This is a genomic window from Neobacillus pocheonensis (assembly GCF_050477905.1).
Taxonomy (GTDB): Bacteria; Bacillota; Bacilli; order Bacillales; family Cytobacillaceae; genus Neobacillus; species Neobacillus pocheonensis_A.
In genome coordinates this window covers 58,065-84,441 of record NZ_JBCNAD010000029.1, presented here as the reverse complement: position 1 = coordinate 84,441, position 26,377 = coordinate 58,065, and the positions used below count along the sequence as shown (strand labels likewise).

Genomic DNA, 26,377 nt, shown 5'->3' with positions numbered 1-26,377 from the left:
AATCTATTGAGGAGAGAAAGGAGTTCCGATTATGCAGGCAATCCAAAATGATGTAGAGATAAAAGGGGCATTCAAACAATTTGGATCCAACGTTGTCCTAAACGGTATCAACCTTGAGGTGAAGCAGGGAGAATTGCTTACCTTGCTAGGACCTTCCGGCTGTGGAAAAACGACCACATTAAATCTCATTGCTGGCTTTCTGGAAGCGGATGAAGGCGATGTATTTATTAAAGGCAAAAAAGTAACGAAAACACCGCCATATAAACGCGACTTAGGGATGGTGTTTCAAACCTATTCCCTTTTCCCTCATATGACAGTCTATGAAAATCTTGATTTTGGTCTCAAGCTGAGAAAGGTGGAAAAATCAGAAAAAGGGAAGAAGATTGCCAGGGCACTTGAACTAGTCAAGATGTCAGGGCTTGAAAATCGCTATCCGCGTGAATTATCTGGTGGTCAGCGCCAGCGTGTTGCGATTGCCCGAGCACTAGTTGTAGAGCCAGAATTGCTCCTTCTTGATGAGCCTCTTTCCAATCTGGATGCGAAATTACGGCATGAATTGCGGGCAGAAATCAAGCGCCTGCAAAAGGAAATTGGTGTTACTACGATTTTCGTGACACATGATCAGGAAGAAGCACTCTCTATGTCGGATCGAGTGGTTGTCATGAACGCAGGAAAAATCGAACAAATCAGCACCCCGACAGCGATCTATAATCATCCTGAAACAGAATTCGTCTTTAATTTCATCGGCAAATCGAATTGTTTCGAAGGAACGATTTCTTCGATAAACAGTCGGAAAATTTCCGTACTCGTGGATGATGACATCGCTCATGTCGACCTCGAAAACGTAATGGGGAATGATCGAGCTTGCCGCATGGGAGATCAGGTAAAGCTGTATATTCGTCCCGAAAAGATACAAATCAGTTCGTCAGAAAGAACCTCTTCCTCACTAGAGTTTCACAAAGCGAAAATTACCCAAATGAACTATTTAGGAACTTCCTGGGAGGTTGATGTTTCATTGAAGGGTAAGCCTCTCCAAATACTGACGCCTTCCTTTGATACGACTTGGAGGCAGGGAAGCGAGGTGTATATCGGATGGAACCCATGCGATCTTATGCTAATCAAGAAATAACACAAAAACATAATCCCGTAAGTACAGAACCTCAGAAAAAACTTAAAAATAAAGCAAAAAGACGCTGGGCACCAGGACTACTGCTACTTCTTCCGATTCTATTGTTCATTTTTGGCTTTTTCATTGTACCGATGCTGTACATCCTTTATTTAAGCTTTATTTCAAGTGACAATTTAGGCGGCACCGATGCAGCTTACAGCCTTAAAAATTACGCCCAATTTTTCACGGACAGTTATTATCTATCCTCTCTTTGGATAACGGTAAAAGTTAGCTTGTATACAGTAATCATTTCCCTAATCCTTGCCTATCCAGTGGCCTTAACGATGGCAAAAAGCTCGCCTCGGGTCCGCGGTGTAATCGCTTTATTGATTGCTTCTCCGCTTTTAGTGAGCATCGTTGTTAGAAATTTCGGCTGGTATCTTTTATTGCTGCCAAATGGAACGATTAATCATACATTGATGTCGCTAGGGCTGATCAATACCCCGCTCAAGTTATTATTTTCAGAGGTTGGAGTGATTATCGGTCTCTCAAACGCCTATCTTCCATTTATGGTTCTTGCCCTTGCGACAAGCCTGTACAACATCGATCCATCTTTGGAAAAAGCGAGCGCTATCTTAGGAGCGAGTCCAATTCGCAATTTCTTTTCGATTACACTTCCGCTCAGTTTGCCAGGAATCGTGTCCGGATGCGTATTAGTGTTTAGCTTATCAATGAGTGCCTATGTAACACCTGCCTTAATGGGTGGTGCCAATGTTCCAGTCATGCCAGTGGTCGCATACGATCAAATTAATAATCTGCTGCGCTGGACGTTTGGATCGGCAATTTCATATGTTCTGTTGGCAACGACCCTCATTACGGTCACGGTCTTTACTCGTGCATTTGAACGAAGCAAATTCAAGGAGGTTTTCCGCTAATGAAAAGTCTCACATGGTTTCGCACGGCTGCTGCCATCATCACGATCATTTATATCCTCATTCCGCTCATAGTGGTCATTCCAGCTTCCTTTACAAGTGCAAGTTATCCAAGTTTTCCACCTGAGGGATTTTCCTTTCAGTGGTATACAAAGCTCTTGGATCGTCCCGAGTTCATAGAAGCGATGATGAATAGTGTGAAATTCGCTCTTATGGCCGCTTTTTTTTCCGTATTATTTGGCACGCTCGGAGCGATGGCGATAGCCAAATATGACATCCCCGGGAAGACCTACATCACTTCATTGCTAACATCACCGTTAAGTGTGCCTCAGCTTGTTCTAGGAATCGCTCTATTGATTTTTTTCACTCCATTGATGCTTGCTGGTACATCTACGGGATTTTTACTGGCTCATATCATCATTTGTATCCCATATGTCATCCGGCTTGTCTTAACAGGACTAAGCGGTTTTGATTACAATCTCGAACGTGCCGCATCCATACTAGGGGCAAACCCATTTGTCGTATTTTGGAAAGTGACACTGCCGCTCATACGCCCAGCAATCATCTCAGGAGGTTTGTTTGCCTTCCTTACGTCATTTGATAATGTTACGGTGTCCATGTTCATGATCTCACCAGAGATGAGGACGCTGCCGATTGAAATTTTTTCCCAGATGCAGGATGCCTATAATCCGATTGTTGCGTCCGTTTCCAGCGTTGTCATCTTCATCTCGGTCATTTTGATTGTCATCCTTGAAAAAATGCAAGGCGTCGGCAAAGTATTCGGGGGCTCACATTCGTAGGCCGCTACGGACAAATTCCTGTTAGAGACGGAGGAAAACGACTTTGTACGATTACATTATCATTGGCGGCGGTATTGTTGGCCTTTCCGTTGCTATGGCACTATTTGAAAAATATCCACTCGCAAAAGTGGCTGTGGTAGAAAAAGAATCAGAGCTCGCCTTTCATCAAACCGGTCACAACAGCGGGGTAATCCATTCAGGCATCTATTACAAGCCTGGCAGTCTAAAAGCCCGTTTAGCCAAAGAGGGCAATCAGTCCATCATTGCCTTTTGCAGGAAATATGGAATTCAGTACGAGCAATGCGGCAAAGTCATTGTGGCGACTTCTCAAAATGAACTTCCTTTATTGGAAAATCTGTTTCAACGAGGATTAGAAAATGGTCTGGAAGTGAGCAAAATCGATCAAGGGAAATTGAAAGATTTGGAGCCTAATGTCAGCGGGCTTGAAGCCATTCATGTCCCAATGGCCGGTATTGTGGACTATAAAAGAGTCTGTGAAAAGATGGGAATGATGATTCGCGACAATGGAGGAGAGATTTTTTTAAAAACGGAAGCAAAAAGCATAAAAGAAACCGAAAAGGAAGTCATCATTGAGACGAATGACCAGGTGCTGCATGGCTCGATGCTGATTAACTGCGCCGGCTTACATAGTGATCGGATGGCAAAGTTAACGGGATATAAACTAGATTTAAAGATTGTTCCGTTTCGTGGAGAATACTATCAACTCGTACCAGAAAAAAGACATTTGGTCAAAAACCTCATTTACCCGGTGCCCAATCCTAATTTCCCTTTTCTCGGGGTGCATTTTACGAGGATGATAGACGGTACCATCGATGTAGGGCCAAATGCCGTATTAAGTTTAAAACGGGAAGGCTACAAGAAAACCTCCTTTAACTTTCAGGATGCGGCAGAAGTGCTTTCCTACTCAGGATTTTGGAAGCTTGCGAAGCTTTACAGGAAAGAAGGAATAGAGGAGATTATTCGTTCGTTTCATAAAAAGAAATTTTTAGAAGCAGTTCAAAAACTATTGCCAAGCATAACGGAGGACGATCTCATCCCCGGACCTGCCGGCGTACGTGCCCAGGCGTTACGATCTGATGGTTCGTTAGTAGATGATTTTTATATTGTGAACGGAAAACGTTCTATTCATATATGCAATGCTCCTTCTCCGGCCGCGACGGCCTCGATGGAAATTGGGAAAGAAGTAGTCGAAATGATGTCATCATACTCGCTTGTAACGTAACGACCACTTCAAGTGGTTAGTGGGGGCAGCAGGAGAATAAAGTGGAAGATTTGTATGGAAAGGCAAAGGAAGTGATCTTGATGGGGCCGGAAATCATTAGGGAAATCGAAAAAATTATCCCGTCTGAACGTGTATTGCTCGATATAGCAGATAGATATTCTTATAGTTTTGATGCTTCTTTTGGCCAGTATTTGCCTGATATTGTCATTCAACCACACAATAAAGAAGAGATTAGCCAGTTAGTAAAACTAGCGAATAAGTATCTGATTCCAATCTATCCGAGAGGCGCGGCTACTTCACTAAGCGGGGGTCCGCTTCCGGTTAAGGGTGGGATGGTATTAGATATGTCTCGACTGAATCGCAAATTAGTGATTGATCGGGAAAATCTTCTTGCCATTGTTTCTCCAGGTGTCATAACGGCTGATATTCATAAAAAAGCAGAGGAAGCCGGATTATTTTATCCTCCTGACCCGAGCAGTTCCCAGGTTGCAACGATTGGAGGCAATCTTTTGGAGAATTCAAGCGGACCTAGAGGGCTGAAGTATGGAACAACAAAAGAGTATGTAATCGGTTTGGAAGTGGTCACGCCATTAGGGGATATCATCCGTACAGGCGGCAAGACCGTAAAAAATGTCACGGGCTATGATCTCACAAGGCTGATTGTTGGTTCCGAGGGGACATTAGGAATTGTGACAGAAGCGATTTTGCGGTTAATTCCAAAACCGCAAGCGCGAAAAACCATGCTAGCTTACTTTAACGACTTCGTTGACTCTGGTCATGCGATAACGAAAATTTTAGCCTCTGGCATTTTACCTTCTGCCATGGAATTGATGGACAATGCCTGTATACGTGCGGTCGAAGCCTATCGTCCGTCTAGATTATCAGTGGAAGCGGCGGCGGTCATTATCATAGAGGTAGATGGACATCCGGCAGCCATTGAGGAAGAAATCCTGAAATGTAAGGAGCTGTGTGGAACAGCAGGAGCGATTGAGGTAAAAGTGGCACAAAATGAGGCCGAAAGAGAAAGTATATGGAACGCAAGAAAGATGGTATCACCCGCTATTACCCGTATGGGGCCCACCAAAATATCAGAAGATGCAACGGTCCCTAGAAGTCAGATTCCAGCTATGATGCAACGGCTTAACCATATAAGGGAGAAATATCAACTGAATCTTGTCGTTTTTGGTCACGCCGGGGATGGCAACCTCCATCCGAATATTATCACGGATAAGCGAAACATTCCTGAGATGAAACGAGTCGAGGATGCGGTCAGCGAAATTTTTGAGTCAGCCGTTGAGCTAGGCGGAACTCTTTCAGGGGAACATGGAATTGGAATCTTAAAATCCCCTTATATGGAGATGGAGCTGGGAGAAGCAGGGCTGTTGATGATGCAGAAAATCAAAGAGGCTTGGGATCCAAACCAAATTTTAAACCCGGGAAAAATTTTTCCAACACCTGGCCAGACAAAGGTGGCGCTAACCTAAATGAAAGCATCTTTAAATCATGTACATAAAGATAGCAATCTAGCTGTGCAAAATCTGTTTGAGCAAACCTATGATTGGACAAATCAATGTATTCAGTGCGGTTATTGTTTACCAGCCTGTCCTACATATCGATCAATGGGGAAAGAATCCGCTTCGCCAAGAGGAAGAATCAATCTCGTCAAGATGGCTTCTGAAGGAAAGATTGAGATACAAAACCATTTATCAAAGCCCATCGATTTATGCCTGGGATGCCGCGCCTGCGAAACAGCTTGTCCGGTCGGTGTACCGTATGGACATATCCTGGAAGCGGCCAGAGATACAATCGAAGATAGCCAGAGTAAGGAGAAGATAACCGCAGCGACGAGGTTGAAAAATGGAGCTTTAAACCATTTATTTCCTTACCCAAGACGGATGAAAATACTTGGAAATCTGCTGTGGTTCTATCAAAAAGTCGGTCTAAATAAACTGATCCGCCGTACAAAAGTGCTGCATAAGCTGTCCGAACCGTTAGCCCAGCTGGAAAAAGCAGTGCCTTTAGTCGAACCGCCGTCTAAACGTGTCCGACACGGGACCACTTTTCCGCCAAAAGGAGCAAAGAAAATCCGGGTTGCTTTCTTCACTGGTTGTATTATGGATGCGATGATGACACGAATCAACCGTTTGACGATTGACCTGCTCACATCAATAGGCTGTGAGGTAGTAATTCCGGAGGCACAAACTTGCTGTGGAGCTCTACACGCCCATCAAGGTGCAAAGGGAAGGGCAAAAGAATTAGCAAAAGCAAATATAAAAGCTTTTGAGAATACAGGAGCCGATTTCTTTGTAAACAATGCCGGCGGCTGTGGAGCGGCACTGGTGGAATATGATCACTTATTGGCAAATGAACCGGAATCGATAGATTCGGCTAAGGAGTTTGTCAACAAGGCAAAGGATATAAGCCAAATTCTCGTCCAATATGGACCGCTTCCTTTTAAAAAAGCCTTGTCTGATGTAGTCGTGTACCAGGATTCCTGTCATTTACGGAACGTGCAGAAAGTATATAAAGAGCCAAGACTGTTGCTTGAGTCCATTCCAGGCTCCACCTTCGTAGAGATGGAAGGAGCCGATAGCTGTTGTGCATCAGGAGGCATTTACAATCTGCTCCACTTTGATGAATCGATGAAAATACTCGATGAGAAAATGACGAAAGTAACGCAGACAAATCCGACCGTTGTCGTGACGGCCAATCCCGGATGCCAGCTGCAAATGAGCCTCGGTATCGAACGGCACGGACGTGCAAACGAAATAAGAAGCATGCATTTAGTTGAACTATTAGCAGAGTGCTGCGGGTTTAACTGATCCGCTAACTTTAGAGAAAAAGAAGGTGACGGATTTTATGGATTTGGGATTAAAAGGGAAAGTGGCCCTGATTACTGGGGCAAGTAAAGGAATTGGGTTGGAAACGGCCCTTCATTTGGCTTATGAAGGAGCAAAGGTTGCGATTTGTGCCAGAAATGGAGAATATCTAGAAACAGCAGCAGCACGCATATACGAACAAACAGGTGTGGAGCCCTTACAAATAGTAGCCGATGTGACCATCGAGGAAGATTGTAAACGGGCGGTGACAAAGACCGCCGAGCATTTTGGCCGTCTCGATATTGTCATCAATAATGCCGGTTCCTCAGCAGTCCAACCATTTGAACAGGTGGAAACGGCACTTTGGCAGCAGGATCTCGATTTAAAATTATTCGGCGCGATTCATTGTTCCCGTTATGCGCTGCCTTATATGAGAAGAGAGGGTAAAGGAGCAATTGTAAATGTGAACGCCTCAATCGCCAAAACACCGCCTGCTTCCTCTCTGCCGACCACCGTAAGCCGTGCAGCAGGGATGGCGCTGACGAAAGCGATGAGCAAAGATCTTGGCCCTGATAACATTCGCGTGAACACGGTTTGTATTGGGTTAATTAAGAGCGATCAGATTGAAAAAAGATGGAAAAGAGAAGCACCAGAACAGACATGGGAACAGTATGCAAATGATCCTAAACATCAAATTCCGCTTGGAAGGATTGGAAATACCGAGGAAGCAGCGAAAGTGATTACGTTCCTCGTGTCTGATGCGGCTTCTTATGTTAGCGGGACAGCCGTAAATATTGACGGCGGGAAATCTGGTGTACTATGAAAATCGGGCTGATTCATGCGACAACAACTGCAGTAAACCCAATCGTCGAAGCATTTCAGGAGGAATCCACTCCTGTTGAACTCCTTCACTTTATGGATACAGGGCTTCTTCCAATGATTGAGGAAAGTAGTTCTCTTACACCTGAGATTATCAGGCGGTTTTCCTTATTAGTGAACTTAGCTGTTCAATCGAATGTCGACTGCATTCAACTCAGTTGTTCTGCTTTTAATAACGTAACCAAAATCCTGCAGCCGTTATATCCTATGAAACTATTTCGATCAGATGAAGCGGTTCTTGATGAGGCTTTAGGCTATGAAAGAATTGGATTAATTTCTACCGTAAAAGAAACGCCGATTGCGTTAATGAGTTATTTAAAAGAAAAAAATCCATATGTTCAAATGGAATCTTTAGTGGAGCCCGGCCTTATCCACCTCCTGATGAAAGGCGATAAAGAACAGCATGATAGACGGGTGAGAGAAATGGTTTATCAATTAGAAGGGAAGGTAGATGTGATTGTCCTATCGCAATACAGTATGGAGCACATCGCGGCACAGGTTCAGTCAACGATCCCCATACTTACAGCACCAAGGGCATCCGCTAAAAGATGTCTTTCCTATTTACGCACTTAATCATCTATTTGAGTGACCTTATACCATAAGCTAGGAGGTATGTTTGATGACATTGCCATTAGAAGATATTAAGATTCTAGATTTGTCGAGGATTTATGCCGCCCCCGCTGGCTCCATGATATTAGCGGATTTGGGGGCAGATGTGATTCGCATCGAATCTCCCCAAGGGACGGATAGCATGCGGGATTGGTCTCCTTTTGTAGAAAGTGAAAGCACCTATTATTTTACCGCTAACCGAAATAAACGGTCAGTTACCATCGACCTGAAAAAAGAAACAGGAAAAGCTTTATTTTTAGAGCTTGTTAAAAAAGCCGATGTCGTTCTGGAGAACTTTGTTACAGGGACACTGGACCGATTAGGGATTGGCTATGAGCAACTCAAAACGGTCAATCCAAACATCATTCTTTGTTCTGTTACCGGGTATGGTCAAACGGGACCGTATTGCAAAGAACCAGGCTTTGACCCTGTCATTCAAGCGATTGGCGGGTTGATGGATGTCACCGGCTTTATGGATGGAGAGCCAACAAGGGTCGGAGTACCGATTGTTGATATTATCTGTTCCTTATACACAACCGTAAGCATTATGACGGCGATTAGGGCGAGGGATAAAGGCGGCGAAGGGCAGCATATTGATCTTTCATTGTTAGATGTCCAAATAAGTTCGCTTGCCAATATTGCCAGCAGTTTTTTAAACACTGGCTATATTTCGAAAAGATTGGGAAATCAGCACAATAATGTTGTTCCTTATCAAGTATTTCAATGTAAAGACAGGCCAATGATGATTGCTGTCGGAAATGATAAACAGTTTAAGAAACTATGTGAAATCCTCGGTCGACCTGAATGGCTCACCGATGAAAAATTTAGCACAAACAGCTCGAGGGTTGCCAATCGAGTGGAAATGACTGAGGAGTTGGAACCAATCTTTATAACGAAAACGGCAGACGAATGGTTTAAGCTTTTTTCGGAAAAAGGGATTCCTTCAGGACCTGTCAACAATGTGGAACAAGCGTTACAGCATCCTCAAGTGCTGGCAAGGGAACTGGTGGAAGAGGTTCCACATCCTACATTAGGAAAAATTAAATTGGTTCGAAATCCGATTCGTTTTTCGAAAACACCAATAACGATTCGCAGGCACCCGCCACTCCTTGGGGAGCATACGGTTTCCTTCCTGCGGGAAGAATTAAAACTTGATTTACAAGAAATCGAGAATTTAAAGTCTCAGGGTGTCATTTAATGGATTTCTATACAAGTCTATTAGAAAAAATAGAAAGAAAAGGGTGGAAATATGTCAGATTTACTTTTTGAAGTACAGAATGGAATTGCAACGATTACATTAAATCGTCCCGAGTCAAGAAATGCTTTTAGCCTGCAAATGATTGAGTCATGGATTAAGGCACTGGAAGAAGTCAGGGATAATGATGAGATCCGAGTGTTGGTGTTAACCGGGAATGGCAAAGCTTTTTGTGCCGGCGGCGATATTAAAGCGATGAAAAACGGATTAGGTTTCTTAGATCTCTCCGGTCAAGATGATCAGGATTTCTCTACAACAGGATTAGCACGAAAGAATAGTTTATGGAAGCATGTCCAAAGAATTCCCTTGTTAATGGAGGAAATAGACAAACCCACGATTGCCGCCATCAATGGAGATGCGATTGGAGCCGGCCTCGATATGGCCCTGCAATGTGATTTGCGCATCGCTTCTTCCGAGGCCAGATTTGGTGAAGCTTATGTCAAAGTGGGAATTGTCCCCGGTGACGGCGGCGGATATTTTTTACCTAGATTAATAGGGATCGACAAAGCACTTGAATTGCTATGGACAGGGAAAATCATTGATGTGGAGGAAGCAGCTGCCCTTGGATTGATTACAAAACAAGTGCCCCATGAAGGTTTAATGGAAGAAGCTCATCAGCTCGCCCATCAACTTGCACGGGGTCCGCAGCAGGCGATTAGATTAATCAAACGGACGGTCTATCAAGGGCTGAAGACAGATTTAAGAACCTCCCTCGATATGGTTTCTTCGTTTATGGGATTGGTGACCGAACATCCCGATTATCAAGAAGGCTTAAATGCAATCATTGAGAAGCGAAAGCCTGAATTTAAATAGAAGAAGTCCTAAAGAGGCCTTATTAAAGATAGTTTGCTAGATTACTAATCAGGTTTTGTCCCTAATGGGGACCTTACGAATATTTCGGAGGTGAAGGATTTTGGTAAAGAGTTTGGAATTAGAAACCATACAGCTGACAGAAAAAACAGAAGAGCTTCGACAGGAGATTCGTCAATTTCTTAAAAAAGAAATAGAAGAGGGAGCATTTGTTCCTCATTGTGATTCATGGTTAAGTCGATGGGATGCAGCATTCAGCCGGAAGCTTGGACAACGTGGATGGCTGGGGATGACCTGGCCGAAGAAATATGGCGGACATGAGCGTTCCGCGCTAGAGCGATATGTAGTGACGGAAGAGCTGTTGGCTTTCGGGGCACCTGTAGCCGCACACTGGTTTGCCGATCGTCAGACAGGGCCGCTTTTTCTAAGATATGGAACGGAGAAGCAAAGAAATGAATTTCTCCCTCGCATTGCCCAAGGTGAAATCTTTTTTTCCATTGGACTTAGCGAACCCAATTCGGGTTCAGATCTGGCCTCGATATCGACGAATGCGAAGAAAGTAGACGGCGGCTGGCGGCTAAATGGCAGTAAGGTTTGGACAAGCGGGGCACATCATGCGCATTTTATGGTGACCTTATGCCGTACCTCAGCGAAAACAGACAACCGGCATGAAGGGTTAAGCCAACTTGTGGTCGATTTATCTGCTACTGGCGTAACCTTACGTCCAATAAAGTTAATGACGGGTGAACACCATTTTAATGAAGTATTTTTTGAGGATGTCTTCGTTCCCGATGATATGGTGGTCGGAACGATTGGGGATGGATGGAAACAAAGCATGGCTGAACTAGCCTATGAGCGAAGTGGACCAGAGCGATTCTTAAGTACCTTTCCACTATTCGTGGAGTTAATTCGCGTTTTAAAACAAGAGGAATCGAATGAGCATGTGAAAATCACCATTGGTAAATTAGCAGCACGCTTGACCACGTTACGGGAAATGTCGCTAGGAGTGGCAGGCCTGCTTGAAAAAGGGGTTTCACCCGATGTAACGGCTGCTTTAGTAAAAGATTTAGGAACGAAATTTGAATTTCAAATTGCCGAAGCAGCCAGGGAATTAGTGGCTGCCCAAACTCAAGTAACAAATGTCCGCTTTAAATCCTTGTTAGCGGAGGCGTTATTGCATTCACCTGGTTTTACACTCAGGGGGGGAACAACAGAAATATTAAGAGGCATTATTGCAAGGGGGGTTGGAATCAGATGAATGAAATTAGTCAGATTATTCAGGAAACAACAGAGAAAATCATGAAGGATTTGTGCACGAAAGAAGTGGTTGAAGCTGCTGAACAAGGCATTTTTCCCACAGAATTATGGCAAACACTTGTAGAAACCGGGATGACCACAATAGGGATTCCAGAAGAATCAGGCGGTACTGGGGGAAGCTTAGCTGATGCACTAACATTTTTAAGGATTGCCGCGCAATACTCGGCACCCATCCCGATTGCAGAGACGTTTGTGGCAAATTGGCTGCTTTCTAAAATCGGCTTACCTTTATTGGACAAAACCACCACGATTGCTTCCTTTCAAAATGGGAATCCAATCACATTCAATGAAACTACTTGCGGATGGACGATTTCTGGCTTCGCCCACGATGTACCATTTGCACGTTATGCTGAGGCAATTCTTGTCATTGGGGAGTCCGAGCAGGGAAACTTGATAGCGATTGTGGATCCGGGTACATGCCGTACCGATGATGGGAAGAATTATGCTGGTGAGGCAAGAGATCATGTGTATTTTAACGATGTTCCAGTAGTGAGTGATAACGTATTTAGCCTTAGCGAAGTGGCTGCTGTTGAGTTTTACTATATGACGGCTCTAATTAGGGCGGCTCAAATGACAGGGGCACTTGAACGAATTCTCGAATTGAGTGTGAAATATTCAAAGGAACGAATCCAATTCGGACGCCCAATCGCCAAGTTTCAAGCCATTCAGCAGCAAATCGCCATACTGGCAGGTGAAGTTTCAGCAGCAAAATCGATGACGGAATTAGCGATTAAGTCTTTTGAAGCTGACAGTGGAAAGAACCAAATCATCGCTGCAAAAATCAGAGTAGGAGAGGCCGCAAGCCTTGCCACGCCGATTGCCCATCAAGTACACGGTGCAATTGGTTTTACGGAAGAACACGCTTTGCAGCAAAGCACGAGACGACTTTGGTCATGGCGTGATGAATATGGAAATGAGAGCTATTGGGCGAGCAAACTTGGTGAGGAAGTCTTAACTATGGAAGCCGATGATTTATGGACCTTCATAACATCGATGAACAGCAAAATCTCCATTTAACCATTCTACTTAGATATGAATCTGTAAATACATCAAAATTCAATTTGATAGGGAGGAAAGTGTCATGAAAAAATGGCTAAGTTTGTTTGTAATTGTTTTAATGATAGCAGCCCTTGCTGCTTGTGGAAATCCTACTCCACAAAAACCTGGGGATGCAAAGTCCGCAGCCACCACAGAAAAAGGAGGAGCGAAACAAATCACGATTTCGGGTAATGGAGGTAAAATCGAAAAAGTAATCCGTGATATCATCGCACCTAAATTTAAGGAAAAAACCGGTATTCAAGTGAACTACATCTCAGGATTATCAGGTGAAATTTTGTCCAAGGTCGAATTGCAAAAAAATGCGCCGCAAATTGATATTGCTTTCTTTGTACCAATCGACGTCCAAAGAGCTAATGAAAAAGGACTAATCGAAAACATTGACGAAAAAACGGTTCCGAATATGAAAAATGTCGATCAAGATTTCGTTGCGCTTCAAAATGTAGCGGCTCCTGCATTTGGATTGGTGATTGCACCAGCTTATAACACAGAAGTGTTTAAAAAGAAAGGTATCGCACCTATTGAGTCATGGAATGACCTGATTCGTCCTGATTACAAAGGAAAAACAGCATTTGCTGATATTGGCAATGACTGGGGCTTTAATACCTTATATAACTTGGCCATTGTAAATGGCGGAAGCATAGATAACCTGGAACCTGGACTAAAGAAGGCAAAAGAACTTGCCGGTTATTCGTCCACTTTCTACAAAAATTCGACCCAAATGATGCCAGCCATTCAACAGGGAGCTGCTGACGTTACCGTAATGGGAAGCTATGTCATTGCAGACCTGGCAGCGAATTCCGGAATTCCACTTAAAATGGTGGTACCGAAGGAAGGCGTGAACAAGAATGCCTTTAGTGCCGCAGTGGTTAAAAACTCACCACATTCCAAAGAAGCAATTGAATTTGTTAACTTCTTAATTAGTGAAGATTCACAAAAAGCGATTTCAGAAGAAGGTTTTTATCCAGTGGTGAAAGGAATGGACATCCCAGATAAATATAAAGATATCATTGGGTTAAAAGATACAGATAAAACCTATACCGTGGACATTAATAAATTAGCAAAAATCCGCGGGGAGTGGACAGACAGATGGACTAAGGAAGTAACTCCGGAATTAGGAAAATTGTTGAAATAAATCAATTAAAAAGTGAATGAATAGTTTTCCAGAAGGTTTGGTCGTCAATACTGCAGCCCCGGTACATTACCGGGGTACAGTATTATTTCCATTGGTGCTGTGAGATATGAAACCAGACAGTTTTCTTTTATTTATGTGGAGTGAAAAAAATGCTGCAAACGAAAATGATGGCTCGAATAAAAGAACCGATTCAGGTGAAAAGCCTGTTAATTCTTTCGATGTGCTCTGCCTATATTGTTCATTATTTAACAAATTCCAACATTTTTGACCATTTCTTTGTCGGACTATGTATCGTTGTATTTTTATTAAGCGTCAGTGAGGCTAAACGACATCTCCGTTTTTTTAGCATTGGGATGTTTATAACTGGAGTGATTATTAATGTTTTAAAGGGTACCCCGATAGAAGGCACGACAAACGGTATATTGGCAAACCTGCCCGTCATCAGTCTGGTTATTTTAGTCCCCCTATTAACGATTCCTTTTAAGATAGGCGGATATTTTGATTCGATTCATTTTTATATGGATAAGTATTCGCACCAGTTAAAGAAGATATTTGGAAGCATTTCTCTATTTCTATTTTGTCTAGGACCGGTATTTAATGTAGGGACAATCCGTATCCTCCATGAAACGATTAAGGATATAAAGCTCGCACCAGTCATTCTCGGGAAATCCTACCTAGTTGGTTTTTCCACTGTCATCTTATGGTCTCCTTATTTTGCATCGGTTGCCTTGGTTCTTTACTATCTTGATGTTCCCATTTTGCATTACCTGCCGATTGGATTGCCTCTTGCAATCATTCAATTAGTATGCGGAAATTTACTATTTTGGCTCTGGTTAAAACGGAATAAGCTTAGCGACGAAGTGAATCATTTAGAATCATTCCATGAAAAAGAGAATGTAGCACTTGAAGCCTTCCATAGGAAAAAGCTGGTTCATCTCATTTTACTATTAATCTGTTTATTAGGTTTGTTATTCCTGTTTGAATTTTTGACGAAATGGCCGATGATGTTTCTGGTATGTTCCATTTCTATAGCCTATCCAGTCCTTTGGTCACTAACTACACAAAAATGGACCGAGTTTATCGATCATTTCAATATCTTTAAAAAATTTTCAGTTCCTCTCATGAATAATGAGATTGTGTTATTTATGAGTGCTGGACTCTTTGGAAATGCATTGACAGGGACTGCCGCTTCACATGGTATTAAAATGTTGTTGAATCGAACAGCATCTATCTCTTTTCTGCTTTTCATTATCATGATTGTCAGTATTGTACTGGTATTTACCTTCATAGGCGTCCATCAAATTGTCGTTGTCACCGCTCTGGTAACACAAATGGATCCAGGAATGATCGGAACACGTCCCGAGGTGCTGGCATTATTGTTAATGATGTCCTGGTCCATGTCAGCCGTGATCAGCCCAGTAAATCCAATCAACCTACTTGTCAGCGGTTTATTAGAAAAGTCAGGATTTTCAGTAGGAATCAGATGGAATGGTATTTTTTTACTTGTTATGCTGATTATTGGATCCACTTTTGTATTCCTAATTCATTAAAAGATAAATAAAAAACTGACTCAAAGGAGTCGTCATTTATCGACCCTTTGAGTCAGCTTCTTTATTCTATCGTGTTACATTTATTTAATACGATAAAAACGAAACGAGATATTTACTCTATATTTTTGTTCGACAATAAGTGTTTCTTTGATGTTAAATAACCGCCGGGGAATCTTAGTTGTGAGTACGAATCCGCTAAATTACCTTTTCTATTTTCAAGGCCCACCCATGCACTTGTGCTGGTTGTACCAAAACATTCGGTGTCTCAGAATGCCAGATTTTACCGGTAATTCTAACTGGCTATGACTTGCCGCTGGATGAGTTCAACCAAGCCGCATCGAACAAAAAAATGAAATTCACCTTAACTACCTCACACCAGAAAGGCTACGAAGATAGTCAAGCCTTATCTGGGGTTAAGGTCTCCGCCTCTTATGACGACGGTGTAACTTGGACGGACGCCCAAAAGATAGAGAATGGAAGAATGGAAAGTATAGCATAACCCTCGAAAACCCAAAATTGAGTGATACCAATGGCTGTGTCATTTTACGGGTGGAAGCATGGGACGATAACGGAAATCGTACAGAACAGACGATCACCCGTGCTTACTCCCCTAAATGATATAAAAAATCGTATAAGACGTAATCAATCAGCCTGCTTTTATTTTTGTGGGAAAAGTTATTATTGAAAGAGTGGTCGTTTTGGAAAAATAAGATAAATGGTGCCTACAGCACAGCACTTAATAATACTAAGTCAAAAAAAACAGAGAAAGTTACTCTCCATTATAGGAATGGTAACTTTTTCTGTTTTATGTTTTAACCTATTAAAAAATTTAATGAAAACAAGGAATTATGGAGACTAGATTTAGTAAGAACCTTTTTCTTATTCAATAATTGTGATAATTGGAGGATTATTTAGGTATTTAAATAAATGTATTCCATCAGCCTCAGCAGCTTTGGCCTCAGGGGTAGACAAGGCTTGATTGATAAAAAGTCCAAAGAAACAGGGGTTTCTACAAAAGTAGAAACCCCTGTTTCTTGATGGAAATGGTGAAGGTTTTGGTTTATAAATTTATAACTGGAGGATACTGCATTGACAATTTGTACAGATACTCTTAATTTTTTAGATTTAATAATCCTTTAATTTCTTCAACATGTTTATCTTTTAGATAGTTTTTGTATAAATTGCTGGATAATCGAATAGGATCACCAAAAAAGTATCTTTCATATTGGGTTTGCCTTGTACCAAAGGAACTCATCGTAAGATCCCATGCCAAACGGAAAAGTTTCACACGGTCCTCGGCATTCATACCATCTGCTTGAAGATATTGGTCGAGTTCTGAACGAATTTCGGAATCAAACGCGCTTTCCGTTGGTAACGATATCATTCCGCTAGCACCAATTATTTGTATAATTTCGATGAAACGGGGATAAATTTTAGGAAAGATGTTACTAGCCACTTGTAATGGAATCATACTTGGACGCATAGATCCCCATTCATCCAATTCTGCATCATTTTCTGATTTCTCTAAAAGTGCTTTCATAGTTTCAAGACCAATGATGATTTCGGAGAGTTTTTCATGTATATGTTGATACTCCCCAACATTAATTGTCTCGACAAGAAGTTGAGCAACTCCAAGAAAAAATTCTGTTTTTACAATTTGTCTGGTTATGACTTGATGATAGGCAAATTGGTAAAAAGAGCTTTCAAGAAGAAAATCTGTCGCTGCATCTACATTATCGTAATAAAATACGCGGTCCCATGGAACCAAAACATTGTCAAAGACGACGATTGAGTCCATTTCTTCATATTTTGAACTTAACGGATAATTAAATAAAGATTCTCCCCCCACAAAGGATTCCCTGCAAAAAAATTTTAATCCTTTCGTATTAGATGGAATAGAAAAGGCGAACGCCTCGCTAGGATCAAAAAACAATCTTGGTGCAGAAAAAACTAAAACTTCATCCGTTAAACCACCTTGAGTGGCAAGTAAGCGGGCACCTTTGATAACCAATCCTTTTTCATTTTGATCTATCACCTTAGCGGAGATTGGCTCATTGGAAAAGCCAAAATAGACTTGTGAACGATTTACCTGCGGAGTAATAAAGGTATGTGTAAACGATAGATCGTGTTCCATTGCCCTTTCATATAGAGATTGAATGTTTTCGGGATAACAATTTTCCCTATCTCTTAAAACGCTGGCGGAGGAGGCAAAACTCATTACAACCGTATTCATATAGTCAGGACTTCTTCCCATCATTCCATGAGTGTGTCTTGCCCAATGTTCAATCATGTTTCTTCTTCTTTTTAAATCCTCTTTCGTTTTGTGCTGTAAGTAAGATAGTCCAATAGTATTTTGGTTTTCTGGCAAAAGGAAAGTCATCTCATTTTTTATATCCTGAGAATTTTGCAAATCATAAAGGGAAGCCTTTGACTTAAGAATTCCTTTAAAGGCAGGATGCTCTGAAATTTCCCCCTTGATTTTTTCACCATCAAACCAAATTTCATTTTTCATTTTATTTAAACGTTCAATAAAATCCCTACCATTTATGATACTCATGTTCTACCGTCTCCTTATAATGAAGGTGCCAAAGAAATGTACGAGTTTAGTTAGTATCATTTTGTTAGATTACTTAATAGCTTATTCTTATTGGAAAAGCCTTGTTTTAAATTGGGCAAAATTTATCGCTTCAACTGGCATAAATAAAAAAATGTCCTGTCTTTGATGTTCCAGCAGATGCAAAAGGATTAACCCTAAAAGCACGTAGTGGAATGACTGGTGATGAAATAACATTAAAAGTTGAATAATAAAAAATTAAAAGATGACAGAGTTGCTGTCATCTTTTAATTGTATAAACATTCTTAGAGTATGCCACCATTGGTACACCCTTTTAAGTATTGAAGGAAAATTCATTTAGCCGGACACTTTATTAAAATAATTTCATTTACCAACCATAACGCAACTAGTTTATAATATAAGGATGTCCAAATAGGATTGTAGGAGTTGTTTCCTATGTCGATAAGTAGATAGAAGAAGGTGAATACAATCGATGTCATTGAAGCAAGGGTAAGAGGTTTTATTGGAGATATTCAGCACCCTAAACAAAAAAAGAAAATAAATATTAACGACTTAGAACTTCAGTTGCGCAAGCTTTTAGAGGATTATTTTGAAATGGATGGATATTCATCGTTTTATCATGCCATTGAAATGTTGCAGGCTGAGGGACAACTGATCCCTATTCGAAATAATCAACACAATGGGAGAACACCAGCACTATCCTTATATTACTGGGTTAATATAAAAGTTCAGGAAAACAAATGGGATCGTCTTGAGATGATGAAATTAGGCGATCAGTTCGATTTTTCCTTTTATGAACGGCATCCCGAATGGCAAACGAGAGAGGAATGGGAACGAATCCAGAATGTATATACATATCTTCAATCCAGTCAGGAACGGGAAATCGTGTCAGTCGAAGAAAGAAGCCTGGAGCTCTTTGGTCATGAAAAATTCCTACTCGACAGTGATAGCTTTCCTGATGGAAAAGGATTTTTAACCAGAATTGGGATATCAGAAGAGAAGCTTAAAATGGTGAACTATGGGGAGCCTTTTGTATTCTGGATGAAACAAGGGAAAGAAATAAAAGATATTCAGCGGGTACTGATTGTCGAAAATCTATCATTCTTTCATACTTCCATTAAGATAGTGGAAGCGGGTCAACTCGATTATGAACCTGAACTGATTATTTATGGTGAAGGGACTAAAATTGAACGGAGCTTTTCCTTTTTCTTTCGAATGTTTCCGCCAAAATCCTACCTTTTCTATTACGCAGGAGATCTTGATGCCGCGGGATACGGGATCATCATTCGGCTTATTGAAAAATACCCGGACTGCTGTATTCAGCCAGCCTTAAAAATTTATCGCAAAATGCTTGAATGTCTTGAACAAAGCAATGACCAAAAACAAGGCCAAACACAAAACATCCAATACCGTGATCTATTCTTTCAGTGGTTTACGGTAGAGGAGCAAGGGCTATTACAACAATTATGGCAGGAAAATAAGCGGATCCCACAAGAAGTGTTAACAATCGAAACATGGAGGAGATGGACGTGAACGAATCATGGGAAGGATTCGCCCTGCGAATGCAACGATTAAATCCTCTGTTTGAGCTGGGGAGGGGAATGGACGTGGGTGAGCTGAAACCTCATATCCAAACCATTCTCATGCAAGTGCTCCTCACCATCTTTTATAGAGAATTAAATGATGATGACCATAGACGTAAATCCGATATCAAATATATGGTGGAAGACGCGATTAAGCAAATGAAGCTTTTAGCAGACGATAAGCAAATCGAACGGATTACTAGCGGGCTTTTATATCAGGGAAAAGAAGAGTATAGTAAACCGTTTGAAGCCCTATATTACGATGAAATCAGACAATCCTGGGAGACGCAAACATTTCGGTATGTCACAATGGATGAGTTATATACGAATTTAGAAATGGGTGGATCCATTGTATATAAACTCACAGATGTCGCTCAGGAAATGATTTTTATGAGCAGGGAAATGGCGGAGGAATTCTCCATCACGATTGAACAACTTTATAGTATGCAGCTGATTAAAAACGGTAATTTTAGAAAAGCTACCCGAAACCTCGATCACCTCATTTCACGCGTAAACCGCTTAATGGCAAATGAATTCACTTTTCAAAAGGAAATGATCAACAATCCCAAAATCTTATTGATGGAAGAGGAATGGCAAAGGGCCGACAATCGTGTTGAAATTGAAAAGCAATTTGAAGAGGAAAAAAATCACTTCCGTACGATTACTAGTATGATCGAAAAAACAAAACGAAGAAACGAAGAAGATGATTATATTCAGAAAGAATTGATTCTCCTTCAAGAAAAAATTGGCCATACAAGGCAATTGCATGACCGCTTTGCAAAACTAGTCATTCAAAATATTTCATATGAGATGAAATTAAAAGCGGAAAACCCATCCTTGTTTTGGGAAAACAGCCTAGTTTCTTTTCGAGAGCATTTTTATGAAAATTGGTTCATGAAGGAAGGCGTTCATCATTTCGAGACGATAGAAACCGTCCTTTCTCCTTTATTTTCACCGAAGAATGAATTTATTTTGCCTTTGGATTGGATTTGGGGTGAACAAGAATTCGATGAAAAACAATTAACGGATGCTGTAATAGAGGAGGAGGCAGAAGAAAGCATTACTCGTCTGCGAGTGACGAACTGGGATTCTGTTATAAAAGCATGGAGTTATGTTTTTCAATTTTTACAAACAAACGGAGAGTTTTCGTTAGCTGATCTAGCAGAGTTGCCATTAGAAGTGCAGGATTTATGGTTTGAAGAATCGGAAACGATTGATTTGTGGATGATGTTCGATAAAAAGCCACTAAAGGTTCAAGTACTGCATCGAAAGGAAGAAACCTTAAGCGATGAAAGGGAAATTCTTCTTTATAAATTAATGAAGGAATATCCGCAATTTCAAGTGTTTGAAGGCTTGAAGATCTATACAGTGTTTGATCATCGGGCGGAGCCCTTCCTATGGTATCAAATGAAAATGACCCCTTTTAAAATATGTGTCCAGGAGGAGAATCGATGAATGCAGAAAGTATCAAAAGAGCATCAGCTGTCTATTTTACACTCTTAAAAGATAAAGTCATCGACGAAAATAGTGAACACTTCCAGACCTATTTTGATCCGGAAGTAAGACAGACAGTTCTTTTATTAGCAGACGAATCAGGTACATATATTATTGAATCGCCTAAACGCATCCACTTAGTTGTCCAGCCAACTGGATCCGTCTTTGCTACGAATTTTACCCATTTGAAAGAAAAGCATCGGCAAGTTGAAACGAAAAAACACTTCCATCTTATGAGTGTTGTCATTATGTGTTTTATAGCTGCCATAGACCGTAACCAGGCGGCAAAAATCCGTACGAAGCGTGAAGGAATTAGCTATTACGCATTAGAACGGCAAGTCAACGACTTAATGATGAAATGGGAGAGCATTCTTAAAGCGAAACCGGCCTTCGGAGAAGAAGAACGAATTGATATGAAGGAAGTGGTGACCACATGGAAATACATGGAGGTAGACACGGACGATTATGGGATGAAAAAAGGCAATAGACGAACCCGAATCGGTTTAATTGCCGGCGCTATGCGTTTACTAGAGACAGAAGGGATGATTGTCATTCTTGATCGGGACGATATAGCGAAGGTGATTCCAAAACAAGAACTGTTTGAGCGGATTGAATACCTGTATCACGATTTTGATCGCTATGAATTATTAAAAAAATTAATGACGACGGAGGAGGGTATGCATGCCAAAAATCCATCGAATTAGAATTGTCGGCCTGAAGTATGATGGGATGCAAAAGCAATACAAAGATACCACCTTTAATTTCCATAATCATGAAACATCAACAAATGGCCTCATTGCGATGATGAATGGGGGTGGAAAAGGTGTGTTCCTTCAGACCATCTTCCAAATACTCAAACCGGGAACTTCATGGGGAAAACAGAACAATCGTTATTATCAGCAGTTTTTCTTTAACAATAAGGAGCAATTTATTCCCTATACCTTTCATGTTCTTATTCAGTGGGAATTGGACGGTGCTGACCGGCGGCATCTCGTAACGGGAGGCATGTTCTCAGCTGAGCAGCGGGTCTCATTAAGTGAAGAAAGTGGAAATGAAAGTAAAACATTGGAACAGGAAGCAAAAATCCTCCCGAATATTACCTTTTATACAAGAGAATTTGAACGGAAAGAAGAGGCAGCGCTAGAGCATATTCCACTCTATGAAAATGATGAGGTGGCTGAAACTGAAAGCCTGAAAGACTATTTAAAATGGAATGGATATGACGTCTACCGAGATACGAAGAAGCACTATCGCATCCTTGATACATACGGAATTAACCGGAAAGACTGGGATATTATGAAGGACATTAACAAGGATGAAGGCGGAGTTGGCAAATACTTCGAGGGAGCGGAGGATGATCATTCCCTTTTCCAAAAACGAATCATCCCTACTGTTAGTCAAGTCCTACATCGGACCGAACATCAAAAGAACGATCTGGTAGAGATTTTCAAGAGCCAGGCAAGTATTGCAAAGGATCTGCCAGTTCTCTTAAAAAGAGAGCAAGCCCATAAAGAGTTTTTAGAAGACATTGTCCCATTTGAAGAGCACGTAGCTAAAGGAGCAGAACATAAAGAAATTGTTCATGCAAGTATACGGGCAGGTAGACAACTGCTTGGTGCCTTAGAGCATTTGAAGCAATTGGAAGAGGAAACGCTGCTTACCTTAAAGAAAGACATAGAGAAATTAACGGAACGGCAAGCGGATTTACGCTACCAAAATGACAATTTAGAATTTGCAAAAGCTCACAGAGAGGTCATGCATTGGGATAAGAAATTAGTGGAAGAAAGGGAGAAGCATACTTCCTTCCAAGCGATTGTTAAAGAGAAACAGGAACGAAAAGAACAATTGGTCTTTCAGTTATTGTTAAAAGAGTGGAGTGAAAACGAACAAACGATTCGCTCTCTTTCTCAGCAGATCGCGACATTGGAACAAAATAGCGGCTTAGAGCAAGTAAATCAAAGAATGGATGAAATCAAGCAAGAAGCTAAAAAGCAATGGGAGCAAGCCTATCTCTCGATACAAGAAGCTGTTAAACAGTATTTTGGTTTTCAAAAGTTCTTAAAGAAAAAAGGTTCGGAGCTAGCTCAACAGGATAAACAAAAGACAAAAGAGATTGCTCAGCTCAGTACTGAAATTGATTTTCTCTATACACAAATCCAAACTTTTGAGTCTAAAGAAGCGGCACTCATCCAAGAATTTGGCGACCGCTTAACCTATGACTTAAGAGGCCTGATCGAGAGTCTAGTTAAACAAATGGACGACAAAAAGGCTAGATACGTAGAATTGCAAGCAAAAGATAAAGAATCCAGTGAGAAGCAAAATAAGCTTGCCACATCACATGGTACACTCGTCCAATCCATTCAGTTTTCAGAAGAAAAATGTGAAGATTTAAACCAAGCAAAGGAAGAGCAAAAGCAAAAAGAGGCAAAGCTATTAGAAAAGCTTATAGGTTTAATAGATGATGTCACAGCGCCGTTTACGCACTCTCTCTTATCGAAATATGCGATACAAATAGAAGAAATATTAGGGCATAACCGAGAACAAGCGGAACAGATGAAAAAAGAATTATGGGTAACACAACTCGACCATTCCTTAAATGATGAGCCTTTCTGGATCGCAAATAAAGACGTGAAAGAATTAAAGGAATGGATCGATGAGAAGACTGGAATTGATGTGTTTTATGGAACCCAATTTCTCCAATCCTTACGTCCAGAGGAAATGGCGCATACCCTTCATGCGTATCCGCTCCTTCCATACGGGTTGGTCGTAAGCGGGCAACAATGGCAAAAAATTAATCAGCAGGTTCTTACCGGTAGAATGTTCAAAAGTCCTGTTCCGATTTTCTTGCGTGAGGAAATGAACAGCGAACATCAGCAGCCATCGTTTGTGATTATTAATGGAACCGAGAAAGAGCTTTTAAGTGATAAAAATCAATTCACCAGTTGGAAAATAAAGATTGCGAAACAAATCGAAGAAAAGAAAGATGCTCTCGATGAAATTGAAAAAACAGAAGCCTTCTTACGTCGTATTTTAAAAGAAATCGATCGTTTTTTATCAAGTGAGCTCTCCATTGATATCGAGAAATCTCTTTATCAGGAACAGAACTCACTTCTGTCTTTGAAAACGAAATTACAGGAAATCAAAGCGCAAGAAGAAAAAGAAAAAGAATTACAGTTGAGGTTAAAAGAAGAGCTGGAAAAGACAAAAGGCAGGATTGAAAAGCTTACAAGAAATGTAGAAACCTTGGAGGAGTTTGATCAAGACAGAACTCTTTATCAAGAAAATAAACGGGTAAAACGAGAAAAAGAGAAACAACAGGAAGCCTTGACCATTCAGCAGCAAGAAATAGGAAAAGAGCACCAAAATACAGTTGAACAGCAAACCCAGTGGAATCAAACGTATGTAGAATGGAAGCTTACAACCGAACAAAATATCAAGGAGATTAAATTCTTTATTGAAGAAGCGGTTTATCCTGCTGATGAAAAAGCAGACCAATGCGAAGATGTCCCTCATCTTTCATCACATATTTTACAAGAGATAAATGGAAGTATCGAAGAGCTAAAACAGTTGCAAAAATCAAAAGAAGAACAGGCTAGGGAATTACTTGTTCTTCAAGCCAAAAAAGAAACCGAACAAAAGCAACAAAAGAAATTAGAGAAAAAACTCAATGCTTATAATCAGGATTGGAATAAAGCTCCAGAACCAGATGAACCTATGAGTATATTAGAAAATATGCTGCAAACGGCACAGAAGGATGTAAAGACAGCAGAAAAAGAAGAACGGGAACAAGGAACAGCTGTAACAGTGGCGGAAACATCCTTAAAGCACGCGAGTGGACAGCGTGATAAGTCAGGAAAGAAAGTCGAAAAGCATGGAAAACAGCCTGAACAATGGGCAGATATTGATTTAGAAGTAAAGGAAGTAGAGATTAAAGACCAAACGAAATTAACGAAAGAGGAAGTAAAGCAGGCGGAGAAACACCAAAAAGAAGCGGAAGCCAATATCGCGGGCTTCGAAGGTGATTTGTTAACCTTATCCGTGATCCTAAAAGAGGAAGCCGCAGCATTTACGAATCATGATGTAGAACAAATTAAGAGTCTAGGTAAAGCATGTATCTTATCCTGGTGTGAAGAACATCAAGCTATTCAAGAAGAAGGTCAAGAAAAGCATGCGAAAATCGATCAATCCTTGCGTAATTTAAAGCTCACGATTGAAGGAAAAGATTGGGAGATTCGTTTTAAAAATGAAGTGTTAACAACGCTAGACCATATGGATACAAGGCATTATACGCATATCCAGAACATCGTTAAAAATATGAAACGTTTTTCACAAAGTGGTTTGGAACAATTAGAACGCGACAAGGAAAGAGCAGAAAAGGCTCAAAACTTCTGGGCCAGCCGTGCCAGCATGAAAGTGATGAGCATTTCAGAGGCCATTCGTTCCATGATTGCGAAGATGAAGCTGAAAAATGAACGAGGATCCTTTCCACTCGTCCAGCTCAAAGAAGACATCTTACCCAAAAAGGCTGAAGATATTGAACCACTGCTGAAACAGCACTTTGTAGCTGCCATTAATAAAATTACCAAACAATTTGATATGATTGATGATCATAATAGAGCATTAGATGAAGAAATAAAACAACTGATTAGTGATGAGCAAATCTTATTTGTATCACTCAGAAATCGATATCCTGAGCTGCTCGTCTATAATATGCGGACGGATAATGCCTTTATGTACGGGAAACCGCAAAGAGAGCATTATTCCACCTGGCAGACCATCAATCAAGGTTCTAAGACGAAATCGGATGGCAGTGGAGGACAAAAGCTATCTGCTCGAATGGTGATGATGATGATGTTATTATCAGTCAAAAGCGAAACCGATCAAAGCTGGGTTCCGTTAGTCTGTGATAATCCGTTCGGACAAGCTGCATCGGCACATGTCCTTGACCCGATCTTCGCAGTGGCTGAAAAACTGAAATTCCAATTCATCGTCGTCACACCTCCCGAACTGGTGAAAACGGAAATCAGCCAAAGATTTGATGCCTATTACAAATTGGACTTTATCCGTGAAAAAGGAAAAGAAATTGTTTCAGACACGATTGTTCCAGCATTCCGGATATACCAGGGAGAGGGAGTAGTACAATAAGATAACACAATGAAATCATTAGGGTGGACATGATAACGATATAGTTGTGGCTATGAGTGAAAAGGAT

At 41.0% G+C, this 26,377-nt stretch carries 19 protein-coding genes; 18 read left to right on the top strand and 1 reads right to left on the bottom strand.

What is annotated here, in order from left to right; genetic code table 11:
* Positions 1-31: 31 nt before the first annotated feature.
* The 14 genes from ABES02_RS16470 to ABES02_RS16405 all read left to right on the top strand — a co-directional run bounded on the left by ABES02_RS16470 (position 32) and on the right by ABES02_RS16405 (position 15,513).
* A complete protein-coding gene (locus ABES02_RS16470) occupies positions 32-1,129 on the top strand; it encodes an ABC transporter ATP-binding protein (protein ID WP_430137017.1) in 1,098 nt (365 codons plus the stop codon).
* On the top strand, positions 1,093-2,043 hold the full coding sequence (locus tag ABES02_RS16465) for an ABC transporter permease (protein WP_430137014.1): 951 nt from the start codon (positions 1,093-1,095) through the stop codon (positions 2,041-2,043). The genes ABES02_RS16470 and ABES02_RS16465 overlap by 37 nt, the downstream gene beginning before the upstream one ends.
* Positions 2,043-2,840 (top strand): ABC transporter permease, encoded by a 798-nt coding sequence (locus ABES02_RS16460; protein ID WP_430137011.1) that lies wholly within the window; start codon positions 2,043-2,045, stop codon positions 2,838-2,840. The genes ABES02_RS16465 and ABES02_RS16460 overlap by 1 nt, the downstream gene beginning before the upstream one ends.
* Positions 2,841-2,883: 43 nt before the next feature.
* The gene (gene lhgO / locus ABES02_RS16455) at positions 2,884-4,083 is read left to right on the top strand and encodes an L-2-hydroxyglutarate oxidase (protein ID WP_430137008.1); all 1,200 of its coding nucleotides are present in this window, start codon (positions 2,884-2,886) and stop codon (positions 4,081-4,083) included.
* 80 nt (positions 4,084-4,163) lie between these two features.
* Complete coding sequence (locus ABES02_RS16450; RefSeq protein ID WP_430137107.1) at positions 4,164-5,567, top strand: FAD-binding oxidoreductase; 1,404 nt, start codon at positions 4,164-4,166, stop codon at positions 5,565-5,567.
* Positions 5,568-6,905 (top strand): (Fe-S)-binding protein, encoded by a 1,338-nt coding sequence (locus tag ABES02_RS16445; RefSeq protein ID WP_430137006.1) that lies wholly within the window; start codon positions 5,568-5,570, stop codon positions 6,903-6,905.
* A gap of 37 nt (positions 6,906-6,942) precedes the next feature.
* Positions 6,943-7,725 (top strand): SDR family NAD(P)-dependent oxidoreductase, encoded by a 783-nt coding sequence (locus ABES02_RS16440; RefSeq protein WP_430137003.1) that lies wholly within the window; start codon positions 6,943-6,945, stop codon positions 7,723-7,725.
* On the top strand, positions 7,722-8,354 hold the full coding sequence (locus tag ABES02_RS16435) for a hypothetical protein (RefSeq protein WP_430137000.1): 633 nt from the start codon (positions 7,722-7,724) through the stop codon (positions 8,352-8,354). The genes ABES02_RS16440 and ABES02_RS16435 overlap by 4 nt, the downstream gene beginning before the upstream one ends.
* Positions 8,355-8,400: 46 nt before the next feature.
* Positions 8,401-9,588 carry a CaiB/BaiF CoA transferase family protein gene (locus ABES02_RS16430; protein WP_430136997.1) on the top strand — a complete coding sequence of 396 codons (1,188 nt, stop codon included), beginning with the start codon at positions 8,401-8,403 and terminating at the stop codon, positions 9,586-9,588.
* Positions 9,589-9,639: 51 nt separating this feature from the next.
* On the top strand, positions 9,640-10,458 hold the full coding sequence (locus tag ABES02_RS16425; RefSeq protein WP_430136994.1) for an enoyl-CoA hydratase/isomerase family protein: 819 nt from the start codon (positions 9,640-9,642) through the stop codon (positions 10,456-10,458).
* 100 nt (positions 10,459-10,558) lie between these two features.
* Entirely contained in the window at positions 10,559-11,713 is a 1,155-nt protein-coding gene (locus ABES02_RS16420; protein WP_430136991.1) for an acyl-CoA dehydrogenase family protein, read from the top strand.
* Positions 11,710-12,789, top strand: coding sequence for an acyl-CoA dehydrogenase family protein (locus tag ABES02_RS16415; protein ID WP_430136988.1), 1,080 nt, complete (start codon positions 11,710-11,712; stop codon positions 12,787-12,789). The genes ABES02_RS16420 and ABES02_RS16415 overlap by 4 nt, the downstream gene beginning before the upstream one ends.
* A gap of 64 nt (positions 12,790-12,853) precedes the next feature.
* A complete protein-coding gene (locus ABES02_RS16410) occupies positions 12,854-13,963 on the top strand; it encodes an extracellular solute-binding protein (protein WP_430136985.1) in 1,110 nt (369 codons plus the stop codon).
* 149 nt (positions 13,964-14,112) lie between these two features.
* The gene (locus tag ABES02_RS16405; protein WP_430136982.1) at positions 14,113-15,513 is read left to right on the top strand and encodes a hypothetical protein; all 1,401 of its coding nucleotides are present in this window, start codon (positions 14,113-14,115) and stop codon (positions 15,511-15,513) included.
* A 1,111-nt stretch (positions 15,514-16,624) separates the two neighbouring features.
* Here ABES02_RS16405 and hpaB read toward each other — a convergent pair.
* Complete coding sequence (hpaB, locus tag ABES02_RS16400) at positions 16,625-18,070, bottom strand: 4-hydroxyphenylacetate 3-monooxygenase, oxygenase component (RefSeq protein WP_430136980.1); 1,446 nt, start codon at positions 18,068-18,070, stop codon at positions 16,625-16,627.
* Between the two features lie 477 nt (positions 18,071-18,547).
* Here hpaB and ABES02_RS16395 point away from each other — a divergent pair, with 477 nt between their 5' ends.
* Genes ABES02_RS16395 through ABES02_RS16380 form a run of 4 tightly spaced genes read left to right on the top strand, consistent with a single transcriptional unit; the run spans position 18,548 to position 26,310 of the window.
* Positions 18,548-19,621, top strand: a complete 1,074-nt coding sequence (locus tag ABES02_RS16395; protein ID WP_430136977.1) for a Wadjet anti-phage system protein JetD domain-containing protein — start codon at positions 18,548-18,550, stop codon at positions 19,619-19,621.
* The gene (locus ABES02_RS16390; RefSeq protein WP_430136974.1) at positions 19,612-21,126 is read left to right on the top strand and encodes a hypothetical protein; all 1,515 of its coding nucleotides are present in this window, start codon (positions 19,612-19,614) and stop codon (positions 21,124-21,126) included. Before ABES02_RS16395 ends, ABES02_RS16390 begins: the two co-directional genes overlap by 10 nt.
* Positions 21,123-21,869 carry a DUF6063 family protein gene (locus ABES02_RS16385; protein ID WP_430136970.1) on the top strand — a complete coding sequence of 249 codons (747 nt, stop codon included), beginning with the start codon at positions 21,123-21,125 and terminating at the stop codon, positions 21,867-21,869. Before ABES02_RS16390 ends, ABES02_RS16385 begins: the two co-directional genes overlap by 4 nt.
* Positions 21,847-26,310, top strand: coding sequence for a hypothetical protein (locus ABES02_RS16380; protein ID WP_430136967.1), 4,464 nt, complete (start codon positions 21,847-21,849; stop codon positions 26,308-26,310). The genes ABES02_RS16385 and ABES02_RS16380 overlap by 23 nt, the downstream gene beginning before the upstream one ends.
* The last annotated feature ends 67 nt before the right edge of the window (positions 26,311-26,377 follow it).

Excerpts from the sequence above, each read along its gene's own strand:
- ABES02_RS16470 (WP_430137017.1), top strand. The coding sequence starts at position 32 with ATGCAGGCAATCCAAAATGATGTAGAGATAAAAGGGGCATTCAAACAA.
- ABES02_RS16465 (WP_430137014.1), top strand. The coding sequence starts at position 1,093 with ATGGAACCCATGCGATCTTATGCTAATCAAGAAATAACACAAAAACAT.
- ABES02_RS16460 (WP_430137011.1), top strand. The coding sequence starts at position 2,043 with ATGAAAAGTCTCACATGGTTTCGCACGGCTGCTGCCATCATCACGATC.
- ABES02_RS16450 (WP_430137107.1), top strand. The coding sequence starts at position 4,164 with ATGGGGCCGGAAATCATTAGGGAAATCGAAAAAATTATCCCGTCTGAA.
- ABES02_RS16445 (WP_430137006.1), top strand. The coding sequence starts at position 5,568 with ATGAAAGCATCTTTAAATCATGTACATAAAGATAGCAATCTAGCTGTG.
- ABES02_RS16440 (WP_430137003.1), top strand. The coding sequence starts at position 6,943 with ATGGATTTGGGATTAAAAGGGAAAGTGGCCCTGATTACTGGGGCAAGT.
- ABES02_RS16435 (WP_430137000.1), top strand. The coding sequence starts at position 7,722 with ATGAAAATCGGGCTGATTCATGCGACAACAACTGCAGTAAACCCAATC.
- ABES02_RS16430 (WP_430136997.1), top strand. The coding sequence starts at position 8,401 with ATGACATTGCCATTAGAAGATATTAAGATTCTAGATTTGTCGAGGATT.
- ABES02_RS16425 (WP_430136994.1), top strand. The coding sequence starts at position 9,640 with ATGTCAGATTTACTTTTTGAAGTACAGAATGGAATTGCAACGATTACA.
- ABES02_RS16415 (WP_430136988.1), top strand. The coding sequence starts at position 11,710 with ATGAATGAAATTAGTCAGATTATTCAGGAAACAACAGAGAAAATCATG.
- ABES02_RS16410 (WP_430136985.1), top strand. The coding sequence starts at position 12,854 with ATGAAAAAATGGCTAAGTTTGTTTGTAATTGTTTTAATGATAGCAGCC.
- ABES02_RS16405 (WP_430136982.1), top strand. The coding sequence starts at position 14,113 with ATGCTGCAAACGAAAATGATGGCTCGAATAAAAGAACCGATTCAGGTG.
- hpaB (WP_430136980.1), bottom strand. The coding sequence starts at position 18,070 with ATGAGTATCATAAATGGTAGGGATTTTATTGAACGTTTAAATAAAATG.
- ABES02_RS16390 (WP_430136974.1), top strand. The coding sequence starts at position 19,612 with ATGGACGTGAACGAATCATGGGAAGGATTCGCCCTGCGAATGCAACGA.
- ABES02_RS16385 (WP_430136970.1), top strand. The coding sequence starts at position 21,123 with ATGAATGCAGAAAGTATCAAAAGAGCATCAGCTGTCTATTTTACACTC.
- ABES02_RS16380 (WP_430136967.1), top strand. The coding sequence starts at position 21,847 with ATGCCAAAAATCCATCGAATTAGAATTGTCGGCCTGAAGTATGATGGG.